This is a genomic window from Chryseobacterium sp. ISL-6, assembly GCF_018613715.1.
GTDB lineage: Bacteria > Bacteroidota > Bacteroidia > Flavobacteriales > Weeksellaceae > Chryseobacterium > Chryseobacterium paludis.
Map to the genome: position 1 here is coordinate 24,244 of NZ_JAGGPT010000005.1, position 24,250 is coordinate 48,493.

25 protein-coding genes are annotated in these 24,250 nt (G+C 33.4%); 16 read left to right on the forward strand and 9 right to left on the reverse strand.

Annotated elements, in window-relative coordinates; translation table 11 throughout:
• The first annotated feature begins 155 nt into the window (after positions 1-155).
• The gene (locus J7E44_RS07725) at positions 156-1,160 is read left to right on the forward strand and encodes a DHH family phosphoesterase (protein ID WP_214829195.1); all 1,005 of its coding nucleotides are present in this window, start codon (positions 156-158) and stop codon (positions 1,158-1,160) included.
• A gap of 51 nt (positions 1,161-1,211) precedes the next feature.
• Here J7E44_RS07725 and J7E44_RS07730 read toward each other — a convergent pair whose 3' ends face one another.
• The 7 genes from J7E44_RS07730 to tilS form a co-directional block, all read right to left on the reverse strand.
• Positions 1,212-2,003 (reverse strand): patatin-like phospholipase family protein, encoded by a 792-nt coding sequence (locus J7E44_RS07730; RefSeq protein WP_214827465.1) that lies wholly within the window; start codon positions 2,001-2,003, stop codon positions 1,212-1,214.
• Positions 2,004-2,052: 49 nt separating this feature from the next.
• Positions 2,053-2,874, reverse strand: coding sequence for a hypothetical protein (locus J7E44_RS07735; protein WP_214827467.1), 822 nt, complete (start codon positions 2,872-2,874; stop codon positions 2,053-2,055).
• Between the two features lie 10 nt (positions 2,875-2,884).
• Positions 2,885-3,667, reverse strand: coding sequence for an alpha/beta fold hydrolase (locus J7E44_RS07740; RefSeq protein WP_214827470.1), 783 nt, complete (start codon positions 3,665-3,667; stop codon positions 2,885-2,887).
• A gap of 11 nt (positions 3,668-3,678) precedes the next feature.
• Positions 3,679-4,188, reverse strand: coding sequence for a hypothetical protein (locus J7E44_RS07745; RefSeq protein ID WP_214827473.1), 510 nt, complete (start codon positions 4,186-4,188; stop codon positions 3,679-3,681).
• A gap of 66 nt (positions 4,189-4,254) precedes the next feature.
• Positions 4,255-4,782, reverse strand: coding sequence for a biopolymer transporter ExbD (locus J7E44_RS07750; protein WP_214827476.1), 528 nt, complete (start codon positions 4,780-4,782; stop codon positions 4,255-4,257).
• 212 nt (positions 4,783-4,994) lie between these two features.
• Complete coding sequence (locus J7E44_RS07755; protein WP_214827479.1) at positions 4,995-7,070, reverse strand: protein-disulfide reductase DsbD family protein; 2,076 nt, start codon at positions 7,068-7,070, stop codon at positions 4,995-4,997.
• Between the two features lie 8 nt (positions 7,071-7,078).
• Positions 7,079-8,389, reverse strand: coding sequence for a tRNA lysidine(34) synthetase TilS (gene tilS, locus J7E44_RS07760; RefSeq protein WP_214827482.1), 1,311 nt, complete (start codon positions 8,387-8,389; stop codon positions 7,079-7,081).
• An 86-nt stretch (positions 8,390-8,475) separates the two neighbouring features.
• Here tilS and J7E44_RS07765 point away from each other — a divergent pair, with 86 nt between their 5' ends.
• From J7E44_RS07765 to J7E44_RS07790, 6 genes are all read left to right on the forward strand, one after another.
• Positions 8,476-9,309, forward strand: a complete 834-nt coding sequence (locus J7E44_RS07765; RefSeq protein ID WP_214827485.1) for an OmpA family protein — start codon at positions 8,476-8,478, stop codon at positions 9,307-9,309.
• Positions 9,310-9,701: 392 nt separating this feature from the next.
• Entirely contained in the window at positions 9,702-10,349 is a 648-nt protein-coding gene (locus J7E44_RS07770) for an O-methyltransferase (protein ID WP_214827488.1), read from the forward strand.
• 66 nt (positions 10,350-10,415) lie between these two features.
• Positions 10,416-11,132, forward strand: coding sequence for a C40 family peptidase (locus J7E44_RS07775; RefSeq protein WP_214827497.1), 717 nt, complete (start codon positions 10,416-10,418; stop codon positions 11,130-11,132).
• Positions 11,133-11,144: 12 nt separating this feature from the next.
• Positions 11,145-11,612 carry a DUF1648 domain-containing protein gene (locus tag J7E44_RS07780; protein ID WP_214827500.1) on the forward strand — a complete coding sequence of 156 codons (468 nt, stop codon included), beginning with the start codon at positions 11,145-11,147 and terminating at the stop codon, positions 11,610-11,612.
• Positions 11,593-11,937, forward strand: a complete 345-nt coding sequence (locus J7E44_RS07785) for a cupin domain-containing protein (RefSeq protein WP_214827502.1) — start codon at positions 11,593-11,595, stop codon at positions 11,935-11,937. Before J7E44_RS07780 ends, J7E44_RS07785 begins: the two co-directional genes overlap by 20 nt.
• A 3-nt stretch (positions 11,938-11,940) precedes the next feature.
• The gene (locus tag J7E44_RS07790; RefSeq protein WP_214827504.1) at positions 11,941-13,176 is read left to right on the forward strand and encodes a 3-deoxy-D-manno-octulosonic acid transferase; all 1,236 of its coding nucleotides are present in this window, start codon (positions 11,941-11,943) and stop codon (positions 13,174-13,176) included.
• Here J7E44_RS07790 and J7E44_RS07795 read toward each other — a convergent pair.
• Both J7E44_RS07795 and J7E44_RS07800 read right to left on the reverse strand, forming a co-directional pair.
• The gene (locus J7E44_RS07795; RefSeq protein ID WP_214827508.1) at positions 13,168-13,794 is read right to left on the reverse strand and encodes a deoxyuridine 5'-triphosphate nucleotidohydrolase; all 627 of its coding nucleotides are present in this window, start codon (positions 13,792-13,794) and stop codon (positions 13,168-13,170) included. The two genes, J7E44_RS07790 and J7E44_RS07795, sit on opposite strands and share 9 nt — an antisense overlap.
• Positions 13,794-14,546 (reverse strand): glycosyltransferase family 2 protein, encoded by a 753-nt coding sequence (locus J7E44_RS07800; protein WP_214827511.1) that lies wholly within the window; start codon positions 14,544-14,546, stop codon positions 13,794-13,796. Before J7E44_RS07800 ends, J7E44_RS07795 begins: the two co-directional genes overlap by 1 nt.
• 146 nt (positions 14,547-14,692) lie before the next feature.
• Between J7E44_RS07800 and J7E44_RS07805 the strand changes: the two genes are divergently transcribed.
• From J7E44_RS07805 to J7E44_RS07845, 9 genes are all read left to right on the forward strand, one after another.
• Positions 14,693-15,160, forward strand: coding sequence for a lipocalin-like domain-containing protein (locus J7E44_RS07805; RefSeq protein ID WP_214827514.1), 468 nt, complete (start codon positions 14,693-14,695; stop codon positions 15,158-15,160).
• Between the two features lie 171 nt (positions 15,161-15,331).
• Positions 15,332-18,145 (forward strand): leucine--tRNA ligase, encoded by a 2,814-nt coding sequence (gene leuS / locus J7E44_RS07810; RefSeq protein ID WP_214827517.1) that lies wholly within the window; start codon positions 15,332-15,334, stop codon positions 18,143-18,145.
• Positions 18,146-18,386: 241 nt separating this feature from the next.
• Positions 18,387-19,250: a MotA/TolQ/ExbB proton channel family protein gene (locus tag J7E44_RS07815; RefSeq protein WP_172280800.1), complete on the forward strand. Its 864-nt coding sequence runs from the start codon at positions 18,387-18,389 to the stop codon at positions 19,248-19,250.
• 62 nt (positions 19,251-19,312) lie between these two features.
• The gene (locus J7E44_RS07820) at positions 19,313-19,915 is read left to right on the forward strand and encodes an ExbD/TolR family protein (RefSeq protein ID WP_214827519.1); all 603 of its coding nucleotides are present in this window, start codon (positions 19,313-19,315) and stop codon (positions 19,913-19,915) included.
• An 11-nt stretch (positions 19,916-19,926) separates the two neighbouring features.
• The gene (locus J7E44_RS07825) at positions 19,927-20,499 is read left to right on the forward strand and encodes an ExbD/TolR family protein (RefSeq protein ID WP_214827522.1); all 573 of its coding nucleotides are present in this window, start codon (positions 19,927-19,929) and stop codon (positions 20,497-20,499) included.
• Positions 20,500-20,522: 23 nt separating this feature from the next.
• Positions 20,523-21,359 carry an energy transducer TonB gene (locus J7E44_RS07830; RefSeq protein WP_214827525.1) on the forward strand — a complete coding sequence of 279 codons (837 nt, stop codon included), beginning with the start codon at positions 20,523-20,525 and terminating at the stop codon, positions 21,357-21,359.
• A gap of 74 nt (positions 21,360-21,433) precedes the next feature.
• Positions 21,434-21,631, forward strand: coding sequence for a DUF308 domain-containing protein (locus J7E44_RS07835; protein ID WP_373428030.1), 198 nt, complete (start codon positions 21,434-21,436; stop codon positions 21,629-21,631).
• Positions 21,621-22,493, forward strand: coding sequence for a PstS family phosphate ABC transporter substrate-binding protein (locus tag J7E44_RS07840; RefSeq protein ID WP_214827528.1), 873 nt, complete (start codon positions 21,621-21,623; stop codon positions 22,491-22,493). Before J7E44_RS07835 ends, J7E44_RS07840 begins: the two co-directional genes overlap by 11 nt.
• An 89-nt stretch (positions 22,494-22,582) precedes the next feature.
• Entirely contained in the window at positions 22,583-24,232 is a 1,650-nt protein-coding gene (locus J7E44_RS07845) for a tetratricopeptide repeat protein (RefSeq protein WP_214827531.1), read from the forward strand.
• Positions 24,233-24,250 lie beyond the last annotated feature (18 nt).

The window sequence follows — 24,250 nt, forward strand, 5'->3', positions numbered from 1 at the left end:
AATTTATATTACTTTTTTTTGAAATAATTTCAAATGTTTTTTGTGTCATATTAATATGGTTGATTGTAAATAGAGCATCTATGTTGCTTAAATTAATGCTTAATGATTTATTTAAAAGCTCTATCTTTGGAGACTCAAATTTAAAGAACATAAAGATGTTTACACCAGCGGAACTTTTAGAAATTAATACACTACTTACTCCTGAAAATAAAATAGTTATTCTTACCCATTATAATCCTGATGGTGATGCTATCGGTTCCAGTTTAGGTTTAAAACATTATTTGAATGCTAAAGGAATTGTAGCTGAAGTGCTTGTGCCAAATGATTTTCCTAAGTTTCTGAAATGGATGCCTGAGGCGAGGAAAAATATTGTCGCTGAATATAAGAGAAAGATTGCTTTTGATCTGATTAATGAGGCTGATGTAATTTTCTGTTTGGATTTCAATTCACCTTCAAGAATTGGAATTTTAGGAGATTGGCTTGTGAAATCTACTGCAAAAAAAATCCTTATCGACCATCATCAGCAGCCTGAAGCATTTGATTATGTGTATTCTGATACGATTATTCCTGCCACTTCACAAATGATCTATCATTTCATTGAAGCAATGGGTGATGAAGATTTAGTGAATAAAGATATTGCAGAATGTCTTTATACCGGAATTATGACAGATACCGGAGGATTTCGTTTTCGTTCCACGAGTGCTACAACGCACCGTATTATTGCTAATCTAATTGAAAAGGGTGCTGATCCTTCTGTTATTACTTCTAATACCTGGGATACCAACACTGTCTCCCGATTACACTTACTTGCTTTAATTCTGGGAAGGATAGAAGTGGTAAATGATGGCACAGTAGCGGTTTTGTATCTGACAAGAAAAGAGCTTCAGGAATATGGTTTCCAAAAAGGAGATACTGAAGGTTTTGTTAATTATGGACTAAGTATCGTTGGCGTTAAAATGTCTGCATTTTTTATGGAAGATTTGTACGAGGATTTCATAAAAATATCTTTCCGAAGTAAAGATGATGTGGATGTGAATCAGTTTTCAAGAAAGTATTTCAATGGCGGTGGTCATATCAATGCGGCAGGTGGAAAATCAAATGAATCTTTACCTGATACCCTCGAGACCTTTAAAACCAGAGTGGCAGAAGAGAATTTGTAAGAAGGTAAAATCGTTTAGATTTAAGAAGTCATAAAGAGAGAAAAATGGTTTTTAAATTTTTGTATACCCCTTGCTCTCCAATTCTTTACAGGTGTATTCGTAGACCTGTTGGAACATTTCATCCAGATTTTTCTTGTGGAATAAACTAAATTTTGTCATTTTCGGCGGATCTAAGAAGATATCGCAGGAACTCACTTTAGAATAAACAGATTTTGCAATTGCTAAATGCAAAATTCTATCAAACTCTTTCATTAAACTCATTTTTTTTAATTCATCATAACTGATCGAATTAACATGAGATGCAATTAAGAAATCACATTTATCAATAATAGGTTCAATAGGTAAGTTATCTAAAACGCCACCATCTACATATATTTTTTCACCCATTCTTACAGGAGGAAGAACAAAAGGAACACTGGAAGAGGCTAACAGAGGTTGAAATAGTGGGCCTTCCGAGAAGAAATCTACAATTCCATGTGTCATTTCTGTTGCAGCAACATAGACAGGGATTTTTAAAATCTTGAAATCATCTTCGGGAAAGTAATCAGTAAGGAGTTTTAAAATAAAATTTGAGCTGAAAATCCCATTTTTAGAAAGCTTTAAATAGGATCTTGAAAAAAAAGTTGTATTCTTTACGATTTCCATCATTTCATCGGGCGTTTTCCCGAAAGAATAGAATGCTCCAACAATAGAACCTGCACTGGTTCCTGAAATAATTTGAGGTTTTAAATTATATTCTTCTAATGCTTTTAAAACGGCAATATGAGCTATTCCGCGCATGCCTCCGCCAGAAAGTGTCAAGCCGATAATGGGGTCCTTTTTTTTGGAAGAGAATAAACTCATTGAGGAAATTAATCTTTACTAAGATACAAGAAATTTTAATAAATCTGAACTAAGGTTCATCGCATTCTGAATCAACTTTTATGAAGAGAGAATTAAATTGATCACTCATTTTTTCATCATAGTTGGGTCTTTCAATTTTATTATTAGCACAGTTTCCCCATCCAAAAACAATCAGATCTATAATTGCATAATCTTTTTTATCAACAGAGTTGAGGCGGTTTTCAAATTCATTCATGATGTTTTCCGGATTGCCATTTCTTTTGCTCATTTCTAATCTCAGCTTCCGCCACTCTTCAACCATTTGAGTGTCATCTGAGATCAGTGCTTTTGCAAAATGGGTGCAGTCCTGAAATTTTTTGCTATTAAGTAAAACGGATGGGTCAGAATAGGCTATGATCTGGATTTTTTGCCTTTCATAATCTTGGAGCAGTTCCTGATATTTTTGTTTCTTCACATTTTGCCAAAAGGGAATGTTTACAATTTTCAGGTTTTCAATTAGCTTTTTCTTCTCGATGAATTCTTTCTCCAATTTTTGCAATATATGATCTTTATCTCTTCTTGTTTCCCGGAGAGCTTCAAGCCCAAAAACGTGCGGTGAATCTAGTAATAAGCCGTTAAGTTCAAAATATAATTTGTAGGTTCCTGTCAGTTCTTCCTTCGTGTACTTGGTCTCATCATAATACCCTTTATTATCACATAGCTCAGTGGTGAAAGTAAAGATGCCAGGTTTATTTTCTGGTGTTTTTATACTGTCCTTTTTGGTGTTTTCAGTTAATTGAATTGAATCCTTTGGAATACTCTTCGCTTCTGCAGTTTCTTTTTTGCAGTTGAGAAATACAATAAAGATGAATGAGAATATCCAGATTTTCATATACTAAATTTTATAAAACTAAATTTTTCGGCATATTATGAAGCAGCTCAGTGTTGATAATTTCGGCACAAATACTTGGTTTTTCCCAGTGTCCGTTATGTCCGCAATCTAAAACGTAAGATTTTATATTTGTTCTGTCAGGAAGATTGCTAATGGTGGTTTCTGTTTTTACCGCATTGTCATGTTTTCCTGACAGAACCAGAATTTTCGCTTCGAGATTTTCTATGACGTGTTTTTTATCTGTTCGTGCAACCATACCTTTTACACATGCTAAAGCCCCAAGGTTATTGGTAGAAAGGGCAACCTCTAAAGCTGTTTCTATTTTTCCTTCAAGCGTATCTCTTTCATTTGGATTGAATAAATTGGGGATTCCCGCTCTGGCATAATTTGGAAATGCTTCCTGAATAATTCGGTAACTTTTTATACGTTGTTTTTTCTTTTCCTCATCGTCAGCAAAGTAGGTGGAGAAAAATAAAGTTAAACTTTTTAGTGATTCGGGGTATTTTTCAGCAAATGCTAATGAAGTATAACCTCCCATGGAGTGTCCTAATAAATGAACTTTGTCAAGTTTTTGATCAACTAAGACTTTTTTTACTTCTTCAGCCATAAGTTCCATGGTATGAACATCGGCTAAAATTTCAGATTTCCCATGACCAGGCAGATCTATTTTTAGAAGAGTGAAGTTTTTTGATAGATGAGACTCAACATCACTCCAAATGGAAAGATTTTCCATAAAGCCATGAAGTAAAACTAATGTCTCTTTTCCATTTCCTGTTTTCTCAAAGTTTAGCATGCGTTCAAAAATTAAAAGTGAATATCGATATAGTCTACAAATCCTGAGCCGTTTACCATGTCCTGGAGTCTCCAGGTTTTTCCACCATCTTTGGATAGGAAAGTTTTTGTACCCTGTCTTATGTCTATTTTTCCGTTCTCATTTTCAGAAATACTTTGTGATATACTTCCTGTAAAATTCATATGTTTCTCAGAAACAATTTTCATATAACCTTGAATATGTACATAATCTTTTCCTGATTTTATATCCCCAAGAACTTTGTAGTGATCCTTTTCTCCTTCTGTCTTTTTGAAATTTACAGAACCCGATTTTTTAATAAGGTTGTGGGTGAATTTGTGATCTCCGTTAAAATCTTTAAAATAATTTGTACTTCTAATACTGTCATTTATTTTTGTTCTTGCAGCATTGATAGAATCAACAATTTTTATGCTGTCCACTTGACTTGATGTTGATTGCATTTCTTTTTTTGAACATGAAACGAATAAAGTGGCAATTGCAGCGGCGATTAAAATGTTTTTCATCGAAGAATAAAATTATATGCTCAAAAGTAAATAAAAAAGAGCATTTTTAAAATGCTCTTTCTTTTTTTATTTTGTTAATTCTTCGTAGACTTTTTTCTCCCAAGGCTTGATATCTGTAACGCCGTATCGTTCCTTTTTAGAAATAGCAATATTGTCTAACATATCTACAAAGTTCTTATAATTGGAATCGTCTGTAGGTTTTACAATGATAGTAAAGATTTCTTTTTTAGGAGCTTTTTTATAAGCTTCTGAAATTACTTTTGAGATATTTACTCCACTGAAGTTTGTCTCCTTTAAATTGTTGGTGTTTAAATCTTCTTTTGCCTCTTGGTGGTAAAACACTCTGTTATCTTTCCCGATAATAAATGTTATTTGATTTTGGGTGTCAATATCTATTGGTGGAGGTATAGGGTTGGGAGTGTGATCCTTTGCAGGCAATCCCAGATCCATTACATTCGGTTTCGTAAAATTGGTAGTGAACATAAAAAAGGTAATTAATAAAAAACCTAAATCTACCATTGGAGTCATGTCAATACGGATTAATTTTTTCCGTTGCTTGCTTCCTGATTTTTCTTGTGCGATAACTTCAGCCATAATACAATTTTTAAATGTTAAACGGTTTTTAATAAAGAATGAAGTGTTTTTCTTTATTTGAGGAAATCTATGCAAAGTTTATACCTAATTAAGTAAAGTGATAATAATTTAATTGTTTTATTGAATATTTATACTTAAATGTTGTTAAAATCAATGCATTAAAAAAGCCTTACCAAAGAGATTGGTAAGGCTGCATTATTTTAAGTTTAAAACTATTTATTCTGTTTGTAATAATTAACTCCGCATTCGAGGAATTTTTTAAAGTCCTCTTTTGGCATGTAGCCGGATACGGGTGAATTGATTACTTTTCCGTCTGGTGTAACCAATACGTAATGTGGTTGTGAGTTATTATTAAAATTCACTTGTTGGAACAAACTCCATCGGTCACCAATTGTTTTTACTTTTTTAATTTGCCCTTCCCCAAGATCAATTTTGGTTTTTTGATCCTCTGGAAGTTCTTCTTTGTCATCCACGTAAAGAGAAGCAAGAACAACATCATTTTGTAAAATAGGTAGAATATCAGGCTCGCTCCATACGAATTCTTCCATCTTTCTACAGTTTTCACAACCATAACCGGTAAAGTCAATTAGAATTGGCTTATTTTCTTTTTTCGCTAACTCAATAGCACTAAAGAAATCATGTTCAGGATGCATTCCCAGAATTCCATCTTTTTCATCATGGAAATAACTAACATTCAGCGGTGGCAAAATCCCACTCAATAATTGAAGCTTTGGACGTTCTGAAGGAATTAACCCTTGAATTAAATAGATGACAAATCCAACACCTAGTGCTCCCAATATTTTTCTTGTAATAGAGATCTTAGGTTTTTTGTCATCGTGAGGGAATCTGATCAGTCCAAATAAATATAGGGTAAGACCTATAGTAATGATAATCCAGATAACGATAAATAGTTCTCTTTTTAGGAAGAATGTTTTAGAAACCAAATCTGCTTTGGATAAGAATTTTAAAGCTAAAGCTAATTCTACGAAACCTAAAAAGACCTTTACTGTATTCATCCAGCCTCCTGATTTTGGAAGGCTTTGTAATGCTTGTGGGAATAATGCTAAAAGTCCAAAAATAATTGCCCAAGCTAATCCAAATCCTGCTAGTGCAAAAGTTAATAACATGGGTACATTCGTAGAACCTGTAACAGCACTTCCTAATAAACTTCCTAAAATTGGTCCGGTACAAGAGAATGAAACGATAACCAGTGTTAAAGCCATGAAGAAGATTCCGATAATTCCTCCTGCTTCTTCAGCTTTAGAAGATTTGTTGGCTATTGAGCTTGGTAATGTAATGTCATAATATCCAAAGAAACTTCCTGCGAAGAAAATAAATATAATGAAGAAGGCTACATTTAGCCAAACGCTCGTAGAAATTTCATTGAAAATATTTCCAGCGATTCCATTAATTAAATGGAAAGGAAGACTTAATAGAACAAATATTAATAAAATAAAAAATCCATAAATAAGGGCATCTCTTTTACCTTTTGCTTTGTTCTTATTTCCCTTTGTAAAGAAGGAAACCGTTAAAGGAATCATTGGGAAAACACATGGTGTTAACAAGGCGATTAAGCCCCCAATAAACCCTAAAAACAGATAAGTCCAATAGTTTTCGTCAACCTTTGAAGATTTAGTGCCACAATCAGTTAAAGGTTTTTTGAAATCTAGTGTTTCTATTTTTAATTGTTTAGGGTCTAAATGTGATGCTTCTGTAACAGTAACATCACCCTTTGCAGGATTTTCTACAACCTTTACTACTGTTTTCGCAGAATCTTTTGCAGCTTCTGTGGTGGTTTCAGGAATTACTTCTTCAGTAACTCCTTTTGGGGTTACTTTTTGATTAAATTCTAATGTATTGGGAGCAAGACAAACTCTATCATCACAAGTTTGATAGGTGATCTCTGAAGTTACGTCAGCTGGTTTTGTAGGATCTTTAAGTTTGAATTTTTGTTTAAAACCTGCAGAGTTTGAATAAAAAACAATGGTACCACCAAAAGCCTCTGAAAATTCCTCGTGCTTTTTTCCAACCTCTTGAAATTTTCCAATCAATTCTATGTTTTTCCCCGAAACTTTATACTCCGTAGGAATTCCTGTATCCTCAGGAATGTCTCTGGAGTAAATATGCCAGCCGCTTTCCATAGTAGCATTCAGTACTGCTTCATATTGATTATTTCCTAGATCATTGACTGTGAATTTAAATTTTACAGGATTTTTGATCTGTGCGTTGAGTCCTGAAAATAAGAATACCAAAGCTAATAACAGCCATGCTTTAAATTTACTTTTCATTTTTACTTTTAGTTAAAAAGGTTGAGGGTATATTTTGTTTTTTCAGTACATACAAATCGTCTGTCTTGTCTGTAAGGAATAACGCCTAATACATTTTTATTGCCGTCTGCTAATACCCAAATTTTTTGCTTCGCTAAAATAGATAATTTTTCATCCTTAAAAAACTTGGAAACTTTCTTTTTTCCCGAAAAGTATAATGGATAAAATAAATCGCCTTCCTGTTTTTTTCGCAAAACTAATGGAAACTCGATCTGTTCTGCATCAAAACACCATCGGAAACTTTTTTCAATATCAGTACCTGGAGGGATAAAGTCGTTAAGATCTATGTTAATATCTGTTGTATTGGAATTGAATTTTTCCATCAGAATAATTTCCTCTTCATTTTCTTTTTCATCGGTTTGATTAATAATAATTAATTCATTCCTATTGACAACCAACTGGTAATTACTGGAAAAAAAAGAACTTCCGGTTTCGGCATTAAAAATTTTTTTAATTTCCTCTTCCTGATTAAAGCCATATTTCTTCAGAATCTCAAACTTTACAAAATCACTTTCCTGATTTAGCTTTTCTTTTGATAGTATTTTATGGTCTTTGTTAAATATTAAAAGGTTATTTTCAATTTCCTGAATTTGTTTCTGAACAAAATCTTTAGTTTGATTTAAATAAGAAGATGTTTTCTTGAAATTTTCTAAAAAATGATCATTTGTTTCCATAAGTTTCGGAACAATTTCATTTCTGATCTTATTTCTTAGATAATCACTTTTTTTATTGGAAGCATCTTCTCTGTATTGAATATTATTATCTTTTGCAAAAGCATAGATCTCTTGTTTGGAAAAGCTTAAGAGTGGTCGCAGTATTTTATTGTCGTTTGCAGGAATTCCACTCAACCCAGTAATTCCGGATGCTTTTGAAAGATTGATAATGAAGGTTTCCAGCTGATCATTTAAATGATGCGCTGTTACGAGAAAGTCTAGATTTTCTTTTTCCTGAATTAGTTTAAAAAAATGATATCTGATTTCTCTGGCCCAAAGTTGAATAGAATTTTCTGGTTTGTTATCTTTCTCTGAAACTTCATACAAATGAAATTTAATATGATTTTTCTCACAAAAATCTTGTACAACTTTTTGATCCAAATCAGAATCCTCACCCCGAAGTTTATAGTTAATATGGGCGACCTCAAAGTCGAGCCCCAAGTTGTGGAAAAGTGACACTAGAACCATAGAATCAGCACCACCACTTACCGCTAAAAGATAGGTGTGTTTTTCTGGTAGGTTAACGAGATTTTCTAGCTGATCTTTAATACTTAATTTTTTCAACATAGATGTTGAGAATTTCTTTTGTGCAAAGATAATTCATATAATTCAATTGAATTTTCTAACTTTGATTCGTCTAAAAAAGATTATTTATGAAGATATTAAAAATTTTAGCAGTTTCTGCAATGGCGTTGGGAATGACATCTTGTGTCAGCAAAAAGCAGTATGATGCATTAAGTTCTAACTATAAGCAATGTATTGAAAACATCGGAGAAAGACAAAGAGAGATTCAGGATCTGAAATCTCAGAACTCTGCATTATCTGGCGAGAATAATTTACTGAAAAGTCAACACGATGCCCTAAAGTCATCTTTAGATGCTTGTTTGTCTAATACAGGAAAAAGTTCTGCAAATATTGATAAATTAGTAGGTGAGATTAATGCTTCCAACTCTTATATCAAGCAATTGATTTCAAATAATGCTAAAAACGATAGCTTGAACTTAGCATTGTCTAATAAACTGAAAAGATCATTGGATAATGTGACGGATGAAGATGTTCAGATAAAAGTATTGAAAGGAGTTGTTATGATTTCTCTATCTGATAAAATGTTATATAAAACCGGAGATTACAATATCTTACCTGCAGCTCAGGAGGTGTTAGGTAAAGTAGCGAAAGTAATCAACGATTACGATAAATATTCTGTATTGATCGAAGGTAACACAGATAATGCTCCTTTAAGTTCAGCGAATTTACCAAGAGATAACTGGGATCTTTCTGCATTGAGAGGTACTGCTGTTGCTAAAATACTACAAACTCAGTTTGGTGTTGATCCTTCAAGAATTACTGCGGGAGGACGTTCAGAATACAATCCTAAGGCAACAAATATGAGCGTTTCCGGAAGAGCTGAAAACAGAAGAACAGAAATTATCATTATGCCTAAACTTGATGAGTTTATGAAACTAATGGATATTACGCCTAAGAAATAATTCAAAAACTATAATAATAAATAAATCCCGAAGAAATTCGGGATTTATTCTTTTAATCAAACTAGTTCTTCTCTTTTCAATAATGAAATAATTCGCTTAAAAAATGAATCGGATAATTTGCGTGTCTTTTCTCCAGAAGAAGATACATTTTCGAGAGATCCTGTAACTCTTCTCTTTTGTTTAACTTTACTTACTTCTGTTTCCATGGTATATATAATATAATATTTGGTGTCGTTATCGCTTAGCAAAGATACCATGTATTGTCGGCGAAACCATCCGGGTTTTTACGGTATTTATAATGAGGGTTTCCCTATTTTTATCATATCTTTTGTTTCGGATTGAGGTATTTTTTTCTTTTATTTAGCTAAATTTGAATAACAAAAATTGGTAACATGAGTTTTTTTGAAGAAAAGAACGCTGAAATGGACAGATATTTGGAAGCACATGCTTCTTCAGAACCTGAAATTTTAAAAAAATTAAGGAGAGAAACTTTCCAGAAAACAACGCAGCCTCACATGATCTCCGGCTATCAGCAGGGAAGGCTTTTGACTATTATTTCCAAAATGATGCAGCCTAAAAATGTTCTTGAAATAGGAACTTTTACAGGTTATGCAACCCTTTGCTTAGCTACAGGCTTGTCTAAAGATGGAAAAATTACGACTTTAGATGTGAATGAAGATCTTGCTTATCTTCCCCAGAAATATTTTTCAGAAAGTGAATATTCAGAGCAGATATATTTTAAACTTCAGGATGCCAAAGATTTTTTAAAAGAAACTGAAGAAGTTTTTGATTTGGTTTTCATTGATGCGGATAAAGATAATTATGCTGAATATTTTAGATTAATTAAACCGCATACAAAATCTGGTTCTGTAATATTATTTGACAATGTTCTTTGGTACGGAAAAGTATTGGAAGAGAATCCAAAACAAAGATCAACACAGGTAATTAAGGAACTTAATGATTTGATTGCAAAAGATGAAGATTTTGAAAATCTTATTTTACCTTTGCGTGATGGCGTAAATTTTCTGAGAAGAAAATAAATTCAAGGGTTTTGGAGAATCTAATTCTTTAATCTTTGAATCATTCAATCTTTTAATATAAACTTAATGAGTAAAGGAATTTGTATTGTTACTGTAGCTCCTGTTCGTGCAGAAAACTCGGATAAAGCAGAAATTGTTACAGAGATATTGTTTGGTGAAAGTGCTGATATTTTGGAAGTAGATAAAAACTGGACCAAAATAAAGATGCACTATGATGGGTATGAAGGATGGATGGATACTAAACAAATAAGATCTGTTTCAGACGAAGAGCTTGCTAAAAGAAAGGTAACTTTAATTACTGAGGACTTTGCTTCAGTGTTAATGAATGATGGGAAAACATTACTTTCCATGGGTTCAGAAGTTGAATTTTCTGCAGTAGCATCCCGAAGAAGTCATGACATTCGTGAAAGTATTGCATTAACAGCAAGAGAATTCATTAATGTTCCTTACTTATGGGGCGGAAAGAGTTTCTTTGCAGTAGATTGTTCTGGTTTTACCCAATTGGTTTATAAGATTCACGATATAAAACTTCCTAGAGATACTTATCAACAGGCGGAAGTAGGAGAACCGCTAACGTTCGTTGAAGAAAGTCAGCCGGGAGACTTAGCCTTTTTTGAAAACCCCGAAGGAAAAATTATCCATGTTGGAATTATGCTGGAGAATCAGAAAATTATTCACGCTTCAGGAAAAGTAAGAATTGATATCCTGGATTCTACAGGGATTTTTAATAAAGAAATGAATAAACATACCCACAAATTGAGGGTCATAAAAAGTGTTCTTTAGTAAGTAAAGGAAATGATTTCAAAGTGTTTATTAATTGTCAGCATTATTTTACTTATTTCAATTTGGGTTTTTACCGGAATGAAATATGCAGGACTGCCAGATATTATTCCCACTCATTTTGATGCTCAGGGAAATATAAATGGGTATGATCATAAAAAAATGATATGGGTTGCCCCTTCTATTTCTACATTTGTCTTTTTTATTCTTGTTGGAGTTACAAGAAACCCAAATTCTCCGATGGTTCATGTTCCTGATGGTTTTCGTAACAAGAAATCAATACAAATATTTGCTTACAGTATCTTAATTCCATTTTTATTATTAATGGGAGATACTGTTGTAGAGAGTGTGTGGGTGGCTGAAGAGAAGATCAGGACATTAAGTAATATGATTTTTGTGTTTCTGGGATTATTGTTTATTGCTTTAGGGTTTAATATATTTATCATGCTCAAAAAAAGTAGAAATGAAAAACTCGAAAGATAATTCCGAACATTATATCTGGGGAAATAATTGTGATAGCTGGGTATTGAAAGATACTCCCGGGCTTTCTGTAAAGCAAGAAAAAATGCCTCCTGGTAGTGCTGAAAAATTACACTTCCACAAGGTAGCCAGTCAGTTCTTCTATATTTTAAGAGGAGAAGCTGTGTTTTATATCAACAATGAAAAAGTTTTAGTAAAAGAAGAAGAAAGTATTTCTATCTTACCTACAGTTCAACATTATATTGCTAATGAAGCAACAAAAGATCTTGAGTTCTTAGTGATCTCTAACCCCTCAACTAACAATGATAGAACCGAAATTGAAAAATAACTAATGTCTTTTATTTATAACATATTTGTCAATTTACTCGTTTTCGGAATGAGACTTTTTTCATTGTTCAATGAAAAGACAAAAAAGGGTTTTGAAGGTCGTAAAGAATCTTTAGCACTTGTTAAATCCAGCTTTTCTCCAAGCGATAAAGTTATTTGGATGCATGCTGCGAGTTTAGGGGAATATGAACAAGGACTTCCTGTTTTAGAAAAATTAAAAGAAGAATTTTCAGATCATAAAATTCTGATTACTTTTTTTTCTCCCTCTGGTTATGAAAACGTGGTTAAAAAGAAACATATTGCAGATGTTGTTTGTTATTTACCCTTTGATAGAAAGAAAGTTATAAAAGAGTTTGTCTCACAGTTTAATGTTAAACTATTTTTTACGGTAAAATATGACTATTGGTATAATCTCTTTGCAGAGCTGAAAAGCAGAAATGTAAAAGTATTTGTGATTTCAGCATTGTTTTATGAAAGGCAGTCTTTCTTTACATCCTACGGAAAATGGTTTGTAAAGGAATTGCAGAATAATGTCGATTGGTTTTTTCACCAAACGGGGTTTTCGTATGCTTTAGCTAAAAATGTAGGATTGGTAAAATCTTCTATAACAGGTGATACCCGATTTGATAGAGTGAAGCAATTGAGAAACGTTGATCATCATGTAGATTATATTAAAGACTTCAAAGGAAAAGACAAGACAATTGTTTTTGGAAGTTCATGGCATGCTGAAGAAAAAATTGCAGAGTTAATTACGGGGATGAATAGGAGTGTTAAAATTATTATTGCTCCCCATGATTTAAAAAGAGTTCATAATTTAAAACAAAGTTTTCCAGATTCCTTATTGTATAGTGAAATAACTAATGACCAATCGTTAATTAAGAATCAACAACTCCTAATTATAGATAGCATTGGTTTACTGTCTAAATTATATTCCTATGCTGATATTGCAGTCGTAGGAGGGGGGTTTCATGATGCCGGATTACATAATATTCTTGAAGCAGCAACGTACGGGGTCCCTGTCGTGTTTGGGGATCACTACAAGAAAAACCCTGAAGCAGATGAATTAATGTCTGCAAATGGAGGGAAAGCCTTCTCAAGTGAAGCTTTAGCTGCCGATTTTATTCTTTTTCTTCTTAATAACGATGAGGTAATTGAAGAAATGTCAGGTAATGCCAGGAAATTTGTAGATGATAAACCAGAATCTTCAGCACTTATTATAGAAAAAATCAAATCATTTTAAAAAGCCCTGGCTTTTTATTCCTTTTATAATCAGATCTAAGTTTTCGGGGATTCCATCGGATTTTAACCAATTAAAATCAAAACTATTATTGATACAAAGCTTTTGTAAATAATTATTTTTAAGGATCTTAGTTTCCAATTCTTCTAATAATTCATCAAATTCGATCCAATAATCTTCATCCAGTTTTTTTATGGTGAGCAGAGCTTTTATCAATTTATTGATCAGATAAAGATATAACTTGTAAACATTGTCGAATCTTTGATGGCTTAACTTATCATTATGATCTAAAATTTTATTGATCAGAAATAAATGAAGAGATACTTCACCAAATTTATCCGCGGTCACTTTTATATGTTCCGTAATTTCTGCACTTAATTTGCGGATGAGAACGAGGAAATATTTTGGATTGCTCAGATGTTTAGATGCGGAAAGAACTTTTTCTTCAATTAATTCTTCCATTTGGTCTCTTTTCTGATCTGTTGTTTCAGTGTCAATAAGCTCGAAATATAATTTCTTAGATAAAAGCTTATCCTTTTTAAGGAGTCTGAAAATAAGACGGTCTTTTTCTATAGAAGAAAAATTACTTAATGCAGTTTTGAATTCTTTTGAATATTCCATTAGTTGAAAATTTTAGAATATTTCATAAATCCATTTAAAGCCCAGTTGGCGGTATAGTATAATGATTTTAATGTAGAAAATTTCATAAAGTCTTTGTATACCAGATATTGATCTTTTATAATATGTTGTTTTTTTCTCGAAACGCTTGTTGAATGCATTCTGTATTTTGCCATAGTTTTAGGAAGAGGTTTTCCTACAGGGATTTTTTTAAGTAAATTCAGCCACATTACGTGATCTTCACGTTTGCTGCCTTCCGGGAAGTATTCTTTTCCTACTCTCTGGGAATCATACATTGAAGATAATAAAGACAGGCGGCATGTTTTTAATAGATTATCAAATGTAACCTCTTTGTCAGCTTTGAAGTCTTCAATTTGGGGAATTAGTTCTTCGTTACATCTGGCATAATTTGAATAGGCAATTTCAGCATTTTCACGTTTCATAAAATTAACCATTTCTTCTAAAAAATTGGGTTCCCAGAAATCGTCAGCATCTAAAAAAGTAATATATCTACCATTTGCTTTTTGTAAAGAAAGATTTCTTGCATGTCCGGCACCACCATTTTTTCCGGCAACAGATAGTTTTATTCTTGGATCACTGATCTTCCGAATAATTTCCACAGAGTTATCAGCAGATTTATCATCTGTGATCAACCACTCCCAATCTGTAAATGTTTGGCTCATTACAGAATGTATCGTTTCTTCCAAAAACCTGGCAGAATTATAACATGGAGTAATTATCGAAACTTGGGGCATGCGTGTTTTTCTGCAAATATAAGGTTTTAAAATATCTGTTTTATTGAAGGAATTTTAAGAAAATGAAAATTATAATTGCAAAACCTAAAAAAAATGACAGAGTATTTAAAAAAAATCATAATTTTAGGCCTTGAAAAATTTGATATATGAAGAAATTAGCATTACTATTTGCAGGTTTATCATTATTAGTAGCAACCGGGTGTAAAGATGATGATCCACAGCAGCTATTTCCAATTAACGGACTTTGGCAACCATTAAAAGAGGTGGTAACAACTGTTCCTGTAAATGGGGCTGGAGTATCAGACGAAATTGCCTACACAACATGCCAAAAAGATTCAAGATGGCTGTTCAATGAGGGGAGTACTGGAAAAAGAACAGATAAAGATGAAATAGGAAATCCAGCAATATGTAGTACAGTCTCTGAAAAGAATTTTACATATACCTACAGTACAAGTGATAACAGAATAGAGATTAAATATCAGGGAACTGTAGTTCCGGATAAAGGAAAAGTAACTACGCTCAATGAAAGTACAATGAATCTTACGATCGAAGATGCTACAGATCCTAATGTATACAAGTCAAAAACTATTACATTCAAGAGAATTCCTCAGTAATATATAAGACTTTACATATTAAATGTACAGATCTCATCTTCGGATGGGATCTTTTAGTTTAGTTAAAGCATGCTAATTAATTAAAAATTAAAGTTCTATTTCTTTTAAAATCTTTATTTTTGTAATTCTTCAAATTTTTTGAAAATAATTTTAAATAAAATCTATACATAAGTGTTTTACGATCATCAGCAGATAGAAAAAAAGTGGCAGAAATACTGGGAAGAAAAACAGACCTATAAGACTTCCGATACAACAGATAAACCCAAATTTTATGTTCTCGATATGTTTCCGTACCCATCCGGAGCAGGACTTCATGTTGGGCATCCTCTAGGATACATCGCATCTGATATCTATGCGAGATATAAAAGACATCAAGGTTTTAATGTACTTCACCCCGTTGGTTATGACAGTTTTGGACTTCCAGCTGAACAATATGCTATTCAAACGGGACAACATCCTGCAATTACTACTGAGCAGAATATTACACGATATGAAGAGCAGTTAAGAAAAATTGGTTTTTCCTTCGATTGGAGTAGAGAAGTGAGAACTTCAGATGCTTCTTATTATAAATGGACACAATGGATCTTTATTGAATTATATCATTCCTGGTATAATAAAAATACAGACAAGGCAGAATCTATCGAAACTTTAATTCAGCATTTTGAAGAAAAAGGAACGGAAGGTTTAAATGCCAATCAAAATGAAGAGTTAAACTTCACAGCAGAAGAATGGAAAAATGCTTCTGATATAGATAAGGAAGATACTTTGTTAAATTACCGTTTATCTTACAGAGCAGAAACGACTGTAAACTGGTGTCCTGCATTAGGAACAGTACTTGCTAACGATGAAGTAAAAGATGGTAAGTCTGAAAGAGGAGGTTTTCCAGTGTTTCAGAAAAAAATGATGCAGTGGAGTATGAGAATTTCTGCATATTCTGAAAGATTGCTTCAAGGTCTGAAAACTTTAGACTGGCCACAACCGTTGAAAGATTCTCAGGAATATTGGATCGGAAAGTCTCAGGGAGCTCAGGTAAAATTTAACGTTGAAAATCATAACGAAATTATCGAGGTCTTCACAACAAGGCCGGATACTATATATGGAGCAACATTCATGGTGTTGGCTCCTGAAAATCCTTTAGTAGATGCTATTACTACAGAAGCTCAAAAAGAAGAAGTAGATACTTATATTGAAGAAACTTCTAAAAAAACGGAGCGAGACAGAATGGCTGACGTTAAAAACGTGAGTGGTGCTTTTACCGGAAGTTATGCGGTCAATCCGTTCAGCAATGAAAAAATGCCGATCTACATTTCAGATTATGTATTGATGGGTTATGGTACAGGAGCGGTAATGGCTGTTCCAGCTCACGATGAGCGCGATCACAGATTCGCTAAGAAATTTAATTTGGAAATTAAAAAGGTTGTTGAAACCGATGAAGATATTCAGGAAAAATCTTTTGATTCTAAAACGAGTACTTGCGTAAACTCAGATTTTCTAAACGGATTAGGTTACGAGGAGGCTAAAGCAAAAATAATTGCTGAAGTTGAAAATCGCAATATTGGTCATGGAACCACAAATTACAGACAGCGTGATGCTATATTCTCAAGACAGCGTTATTGGGGTGAACCGGTTCCTATATATTATAAGGATGGAATGCCGTATACTTTGCCAGTTTCTGCTTTACCTTTAGAGCTTCCTGAAGTTGAAAAATATTTGCCAACTGAAGATGGAGATCCACCATTAGGAAACGCGAAATTTTTTGCGTGGGATGAAGCAAATCAAAAAGTAGTAGCTACAGATCTGATAGATGATGGAACTGTTTTTCCACTGGAATTATCTACAATGCCAGGTTGGGCGGGAAGCTCATGGTATTTCTTAAGATATATGGATCCTCATAATGAAGAAGGTTTTGCTAAAAAGGAATTAACAGACTATTGGGGACAGGTAGACCTATATATAGGAGGAAGCGAACATGCGACCGGACACTTACTATATTCCCGTTTCTGGAATATGTTCTTAAAAGACAGAGGATATATCAATCAGGATGAACCATTTCAAAAATTGATCAATCAAGGAATGATTTTGGGGATGAGTGCATTTGTGTATAGAATAGATGGAACCAACCAATATGTTTCAAAAGCTCTATCAAATGAATATAAGACTCAGAAGATCCATGTTGATGTTTCTTTATTAAAAGGTACGTCTGACGAATTGGATACTGAAGCGTTCAAACAATGGAGACCAGATTATGCAGAGGCAGAATTTATTTTAGAAGATGGAAAATACATTGTGGATCGTGAAGTAGAAAAAATGTCTAAGTCAAAATACAATGTGGTAAATCCCGATGATATCTGTAATGAATACGGAGCAGACGGATTAAGATTGTATGAAATGTTTTTAGGTCCGTTAGAACAATCAAAGCCATGGAATATGCAAGGGCTAAGTGGAGTATATGGTTTCCTTAAAAAATTCTGGAACCTATATTTTAATGGTGATGTATTTGAAGTTTCTGATGAAGAACCTACAAAAGCTGAATATAAAATATTACATACCTTAATAAAGAAGGTTGTTTTCGATATCGAAAACTTCTCTTTCAATACTTCTGTATCCTCATTTATGATTGCTGTAAATGAATTACAAAAAATAAAATGCAACAAACGCAATATTCTTGAACCCTTAGCCGTTATCATCTCTCCTTATGCTCCTCATATTTGTGAAGAGCTGTGGGGTCTGTTAGGAAATGATACATCTATAGAGTTTGAGAAATTCCCGGAATTGAATGAATCTTATTTAGTAGAAGATGAAATTCAGTATCCTGTAAGCGTAAATGGTAAAATGAGGTTCAAAATATCCCTATCTGCTCAATTATCGGCCAAAGAGGTTGAAGATTTGGTGATTAGCGATCCCAAAATGCAACAAATTTTGGAAGGAAAAACCCCTAAAAAAATCATTGTTGTCCCTCACAGAATTGTGAATATTGTAATTTAAAAAAAAATTAACATTGGTAAATTTGAAAAAATGAGGGGTTAATTTTTTCAAATTTTTAAAGTATTTTTAAATATTGGAGAATATCAATAAAAAAAAAGAAAATAATTGAAATATCGAAATCGTAATAATATTTCGTTATCAAAAAAAAGCAAAATGTTTATTTAAGACTCTTGTATTTTAATTAATTTTGCCTTTAATTTACAACTTGATAAAATTTTAAAACAATATAATTTAGTTAAATATGGAAATGAATGTTTCAAAAAATGATGAGCAAGTAATTGCTAGAAAAGCAGGAGGTTTAAACCCGGCTATTATTATTCCTATTTTATTCGTTATAGGAGTTTGTATTTATTTATTCGTATTAGGGAGTCCTGGTAACTTCAAAGATGCAGATAAACTAGGGAGTGGATCTGTAGCTTTTTCAAGTGTTGAAGGAAAAGACATTCACCCAGAGTCGTTTTTAGGTATTATCTACAAAGGAGGGGTTATCGTACCAATCTTGATTACTTTCATGATCACTGTAATCGTTTTCTCTTTTGAAAGATACTTCGTTCTTGGTAAAGCAGCTGGAAAAGGAAACTTAGATAGCTTCGTAGTTCAAGTAAGAAGTTTATTAAATCAAAACAAAATTGATGAAGCTTTAGAAGAGTGCGACAGACAACAAGGATCTGTAGGTAATGTAGTTAAAGAAGGTCTTACGACTTACAAAGCTTTATCTCATGACACGACTTTAAACAAAGAGCAAAAAATGGTAGCTCTTAATAAAGCTATCGAAGAGGCTACAACTCTTGAAATGCCAATGTTAGAAAAGAACATGATGATTCTTTCTACTTTAGGTACTGTTGCAACGTTAGTAGCACTTTTAGGAACTGTAATCGGGATGATCAAAGCATTCTTCGCATTAGGTTCAGGTGGTGGTACTCCAGATGCTGCTGCACTTTCTACAGGTATCTCTGAAGCCTTGATCAACACGGCATTAGGTATTGGTACTTCAGCTATCGCTATTATCCTTTATAACTTCTTTACATCTAAAATTGATGGATTAACTTACAAGATCGATGAGATCGCTATGAGCATCCAACAATCTTTCGCGGAATTCAACTAAGAATTTTTAGCAAGCTATTTGCATTAGCAATAAAAGAAGTTTAATTAAAAATAATAAAAATAATGGCGAGAGTCAAACCAAAAAGACATGGAGTAGTAACGGACATGACCGCAATGTGTGACGTTGCGTTCCTACTACTTACATTCTTTATATTGACCACTCAGTTTAAAAAACCTGACGTGGAGCAGATTAAACCGCCATCTTCAATATCAGAGAAGTTACTTCCTGATGCTAGTTTAATGACTATCAACGCTACTCCGGATGGAAAATTTTATTTCCAGCCTGTTGAGAACGCATCAGAGAGATTACAGCTTTTAGATAAAATGGGTCAAAAATATGGAATTAGTTTTGACAACAACGAAAAAGCTGCATTTCAAAAAGTACAAGCAATTGGGGTTCCTATGAACCAACTTAAAAGCTATCTTGATTTGTCAGATGAGGAGCAGAAAAGTTTTAAGAGTCCTACCGGGATTCCTATGGACAGTACAAATAAGCAGTTAGTAGACTGGGTACAACAAAGTTTGAGCGTAAATCCTGATTACAAATTAGCGATCAAAGGAGACGTTACAACTCAATATCCTAAAGTTAAAAGCCTATTTGAAGGTTTAAGAGATATCGATTTTCTTAAATTTTGGTTGATTACATCACAAGAAGGTAAACCTTAATATCACTAGAAATGGCAGAAGTACAAGTACAGGAAAAAGGCGCCAAAGGCGGCAAGGTACGTTCCAAGAAACAGAGTACCAGAGTCGATATGACTCCAATGGTGGACTTGGGTTTTCTATTGATTACCTTCTTTATGTTCACAACCACGTTTAGTAAACCTAACGTTATGGATTTGGGTCTTCCGGCAAAACCGAAAGAAAAAGATAAAAAACCACCTCCAACTGAAATTAAACTTTCTAACTCAATCTCTTTATTATTAGGTAAAGACAATAAGATTTTCTGGCATCAGCAAGATAATACATCTTTAACTGATCAGAATCTTAATGAAACTACTTTTGATAGAGAAGGTGTTAGAAAAGTAATTGAGCAAGCAAAAGCAAATGCGGCAGATAAAACTAAATTTACTGTTATTATCAAACCGACAGATGATGCTGTATATAAGAACTTTGTTGATATTCTTGATGAGATGGCGATTACCAAAAGCGAACAATACGGGGTTACCGATTTGAAGCCTTGGGAGCAAGCTATTTATAACAAGAAAGTTGGGAATAATGGAGCTGCGGCTACACCAGCTACAAAGTAATTTAACCATAAAATTGTAAATCTATGGCAGATGAAAATGTATACGGTCAGAATCTTACTTTAGACGAGATTGTATTTGAAAATAGAAACAAGGAATATGGTGCCTATGATCTGAGACATCAGTATCCAAGACTTCTGACAAAATCTTTTATTGTTGGAACGGCATTATTCCTAGTTGCGGCTTTGTCTCCTTTTATTTATCTTACTATTAAAAGACTTACAGCACCGGAAAAGCAAGAAGTTAAAGCTGATTTGGTAGAAATTCTTCAGGAAGATAAAATTATTGAGCAGCCAAAAGAAGAAGAACCACCTCCACCACCTCCACCTCCAAAAGAGGAGAAAATTGAGGTGATCCAGAACGTAGTTCCGGAGCCTGTAAAAGCTCCAAAGATTGAAACTCCACCACCGCCAATTTCTAAGCAGTTAGAAACGACGACTGGTTTAAATAATCAGGAGGGGGTAAAAGCTCCGGCTTACACACCACCACCGCCACCGCCATCTACAGGGACAAAAACTTCAACTGCTGAAGTGAAAGTTAGTGATACTCAGGTTTATACCGAGGTAGAGCAAACTGCAGAATTCCCAGGAGGTATTAACGCATTTAGAAATAAAGTGTCTAGTAACTTTGATGGTTCTGCGATGAATGGAGATGAAGGAGCTGTAAAAGCTGAAGTAACTTTCGTAGTTGAAAGAGATGGAAGTATTACAGACGTTAAAGCAACTGGTAAAAATTCAGACTTTAATTCTGAGGCAGTAAGAACCATTAAATCTATTAAGAATAAATGGAGTCCTGCTAAAATTAATGGACAATCTGTACGTTACCGTTTCAGATTACCATTGACAATGAATTTTGAAGGGTAATTTTTATCTTTAAATAATAATTAAAAAAGAGAAGCATATGCTTCTCTTTTTATTTTTTTTGGTATTTTTGTTGTATGATGTTCAATTGGTTATCCCTAGTTACAGGATTGTTTTATATTGTCTTAGGAATTGTAGTTATTTTTTACAAATTCTTCTTTATTATTTTAGAGCCTACTGTAGCGTATCCTCTTGGAGGCGTTATGATCCTATACGGAATCTTTAGAATTTATAGAGCGGTTTCAAGAATAAAAAATTCAGGAAATGAAGAATAGTATAAAAGTTATAATGCTTTTTGTTTTAAGCGTTATTGCTGTAAGTTGTAAAAAAGAGGATAAGTCTCCTTCCTATTATAAAGGAGATCTTACGATTCTTACAGATGAATCCTTTAAAAGTGTTACAGAAGCATTAGCTGATGGCTATATGATCAACTATCCTGAAGCACATATAAAAATCGTTACAAAGAAAGAAGATTTAGGCTTTTTGGATTTATTAAATGATAAAGCCAGAGTTGCTGTCATGTCAAGAGATCTTAGTTCTGAAGAACTTAAAGCCTATAAGGAGCAGGTTGGTTCTAAATTTCTTCCTGCCAGATTCGCTGCAGATGCAGTTGTTTTTGTAGTTCCGAAAAATTCTGCGAAGACCAGTATCTCAATGGATGAAGTTCAAAAAGGTCTTCTCTCCGAAAGTAAAGAGTTTATTTTTGATGGTGTGAATTCCAGTAATCTGAATTTTGTTGCTCAGAAATTAAAGAAACAACCTAAGGATCTGAAATTTTCTATTATTCCAGGTAGTGAAAATATTATTGAGCAGTTGAACAAGTATCCCGACAAAATTGGAGTAATTGGACTCAATACATTTAGTCGTCCTTATGATAAGACTTCTGAACAATTAAGAGATATGGTTAAAATTTTACCTGTAGAAAATAACGGAAAATTATATACTGCGGATGCTGCAGGTTTACGGGAAATGAAATATCCTTTTACAAGAATTTTGTATTTTTTAACAAATGAAGGGAATTTTAATATTGCTAATGGCTTTATTAGATATTCATGTACCCAATTAGGGCAGATGATCGTTCAAAAAGAAGGTTTGCAACCATATAATATCTATAAAAGAGAGGTGCAAATGCGTTAAAAAATATTAAATTAACTTTTTACCCTAAATAAATACACTATTTTGGTCTGAAAATTGTGTATCATTTAAATCGATTTAGAAAATATAAAATGAAAGATATAATGATTATGAATGTAAAAAAGATTGCTTTTGGAGCAGCGGTGGTATTTTTTGCCAATTTTTCGTTTGCACAAACATTGCAAGATGGTATTAACAGCATCGATAGTGATAAATTTGCTCAGGCAAAAACTAACTTCACTGATATGATCGCAAAAGCACCTACTGCTGAAAATTATTTCTATTTGGGAAATACTTTTCTAAGACAAGGTGAACCAGATTTTGCAAAAGCAACAGAGAGTTTCAACAAAGGTCTTGCAGCGGATAACAAAAGTTACCTAAACAAGATTGGATTGGCAGCTGTAAAATTAGGAAAAGGTGATAAAGCTGCAGTAGCTGAAATTCAGAAAATTGTAAGTGATTCAAGAGAAAAAGATGCTGAAGTATTGTTTAGAGCGGCTGAAGCTTTAACTTTATTTGAGAAAAATAACTCTCCTGACTTAGCAATTCAATTCTTGAATAAAGCAATCGAAAGAGCACAGAAAAAAGAAGTTCCAGCAAATTATTACTATACTTTAGGTGATGCCTACAGATTAAAGAAAATTCCTGGTGATGCAATGACGGCTTATGATAAAGCGTTACCACTTGCTAAAAATAAAGCTTCTGTTTATACAAGAATGGGGACTTTATGGATGGCTGCTCAACAATGGAAGTTAGCTAAAGAAAATATTGATAAAGCAGTTGGTGTTGATGCAACATATGCTCCTGCTTATAAAGCTTTGGCTGCCTATGATATCAAGTATCAGCAGAATGATAAAGCAACTCTGGATTTGATCAATTATACAAAATATGCAGATGAAGATCCATATACACAATTAGAAATTTCTAAACTTTATTTTACAAATGAAGATTATACTAATTCTAAAGCAGTATTAGATAAGATTTTTGACAAGATCGATGATCCAATCAAATTTAAATTGAGGGCTTATCAATTGTATGCTGATGGAAAATATGCAGAAGCTAAACAAAATATGGACAGCTTCGCTTCTCAGGCTGATAAATCAAGAATGCAGCCTGCAGATCAAGGTTTACAGGGGCTAATTGCTGCTGGATTGGCTAAAAACGAAAAGGATGCTGCTAAGAAGACTGCTTTAACAACTGAAGCTCAACAAAAAGTTGCTATTGCTAAAGCTGCAAAAGATGAAACCATGAAGTGGGATATGGAGCTTGCTAAAATTGCAGGCGGTGGGGCAACACAAGGTTCTGCAGATTCAGGACCAACAAACCCAACAATTGAAGGTTTAAAACAAAAAGTAGCTGCTAATACTCAGGATACTGATTCATTATTCAAATTAGCAACAGCTTATCAAGATGTTAAAAACTGGAATGGGGCAATCCTTACTTGGCAAAAAATGAGTACTTTACTTCCAGATTGGGCTCCTGCTTATTACAGTCAGGGATATTCTTATCAACAAGCTGGAAATAATGATGCTGCGAAAATAGCTTATGAGAAATTTATCAGTACTGTAAAGCCTGCCGATACGGAAGCTAATAAGCAGACTTTAGCATATGCTTACTTTGCAGTAGCTTATATGAGTAAAGACTCTGATATTGCTAAAGCTAAAGATTATGTTGCTAAGTCTCTTCAATTAGATCCAACATATCAGGATGCTGTAAAACTTAACGGCGAGATCAATAAGTAATTTAAAATTTAAATTATA

Excerpts from the sequence above, each read along its gene's own strand:
- J7E44_RS07725 (WP_214829195.1), top strand. The coding sequence starts at position 156 with ATGTTTACACCAGCGGAACTTTTAGAAATTAATACACTACTTACTCCT.
- J7E44_RS07730 (WP_214827465.1), bottom strand. The coding sequence starts at position 2,003 with ATGAGTTTATTCTCTTCCAAAAAAAAGGACCCCATTATCGGCTTGACA.
- J7E44_RS07735 (WP_214827467.1), bottom strand. The coding sequence starts at position 2,874 with ATGAAAATCTGGATATTCTCATTCATCTTTATTGTATTTCTCAACTGC.
- J7E44_RS07740 (WP_214827470.1), bottom strand. The coding sequence starts at position 3,667 with ATGCTAAACTTTGAGAAAACAGGAAATGGAAAAGAGACATTAGTTTTA.
- J7E44_RS07745 (WP_214827473.1), bottom strand. The coding sequence starts at position 4,188 with ATGAAAAACATTTTAATCGCCGCTGCAATTGCCACTTTATTCGTTTCA.
- J7E44_RS07750 (WP_214827476.1), bottom strand. The coding sequence starts at position 4,782 with ATGGCTGAAGTTATCGCACAAGAAAAATCAGGAAGCAAGCAACGGAAA.
- J7E44_RS07755 (WP_214827479.1), bottom strand. The coding sequence starts at position 7,070 with ATGAAAAGTAAATTTAAAGCATGGCTGTTATTAGCTTTGGTATTCTTA.
- tilS (WP_214827482.1), bottom strand. The coding sequence starts at position 8,389 with ATGTTGAAAAAATTAAGTATTAAAGATCAGCTAGAAAATCTCGTTAAC.
- J7E44_RS07765 (WP_214827485.1), top strand. The coding sequence starts at position 8,476 with ATGAAGATATTAAAAATTTTAGCAGTTTCTGCAATGGCGTTGGGAATG.
- J7E44_RS07770 (WP_214827488.1), top strand. The coding sequence starts at position 9,702 with ATGAGTTTTTTTGAAGAAAAGAACGCTGAAATGGACAGATATTTGGAA.
- J7E44_RS07775 (WP_214827497.1), top strand. The coding sequence starts at position 10,416 with ATGAGTAAAGGAATTTGTATTGTTACTGTAGCTCCTGTTCGTGCAGAA.
- J7E44_RS07780 (WP_214827500.1), top strand. The coding sequence starts at position 11,145 with ATGATTTCAAAGTGTTTATTAATTGTCAGCATTATTTTACTTATTTCA.
- J7E44_RS07785 (WP_214827502.1), top strand. The coding sequence starts at position 11,593 with ATGAAAAACTCGAAAGATAATTCCGAACATTATATCTGGGGAAATAAT.
- J7E44_RS07790 (WP_214827504.1), top strand. The coding sequence starts at position 11,941 with ATGTCTTTTATTTATAACATATTTGTCAATTTACTCGTTTTCGGAATG.
- J7E44_RS07795 (WP_214827508.1), bottom strand. The coding sequence starts at position 13,794 with ATGGAATATTCAAAAGAATTCAAAACTGCATTAAGTAATTTTTCTTCT.
- J7E44_RS07800 (WP_214827511.1), bottom strand. The coding sequence starts at position 14,546 with ATGCCCCAAGTTTCGATAATTACTCCATGTTATAATTCTGCCAGGTTT.
- J7E44_RS07805 (WP_214827514.1), top strand. The coding sequence starts at position 14,693 with ATGAAGAAATTAGCATTACTATTTGCAGGTTTATCATTATTAGTAGCA.
- J7E44_RS07815 (WP_172280800.1), top strand. The coding sequence starts at position 18,387 with ATGGAAATGAATGTTTCAAAAAATGATGAGCAAGTAATTGCTAGAAAA.
- J7E44_RS07820 (WP_214827519.1), top strand. The coding sequence starts at position 19,313 with ATGGCGAGAGTCAAACCAAAAAGACATGGAGTAGTAACGGACATGACC.
- J7E44_RS07825 (WP_214827522.1), top strand. The coding sequence starts at position 19,927 with ATGGCAGAAGTACAAGTACAGGAAAAAGGCGCCAAAGGCGGCAAGGTA.
- J7E44_RS07830 (WP_214827525.1), top strand. The coding sequence starts at position 20,523 with ATGGCAGATGAAAATGTATACGGTCAGAATCTTACTTTAGACGAGATT.
- J7E44_RS07835 (WP_373428030.1), top strand. The coding sequence starts at position 21,434 with ATGATGTTCAATTGGTTATCCCTAGTTACAGGATTGTTTTATATTGTC.
- J7E44_RS07840 (WP_214827528.1), top strand. The coding sequence starts at position 21,621 with ATGAAGAATAGTATAAAAGTTATAATGCTTTTTGTTTTAAGCGTTATT.
- J7E44_RS07845 (WP_214827531.1), top strand. The coding sequence starts at position 22,583 with ATGAAAGATATAATGATTATGAATGTAAAAAAGATTGCTTTTGGAGCA.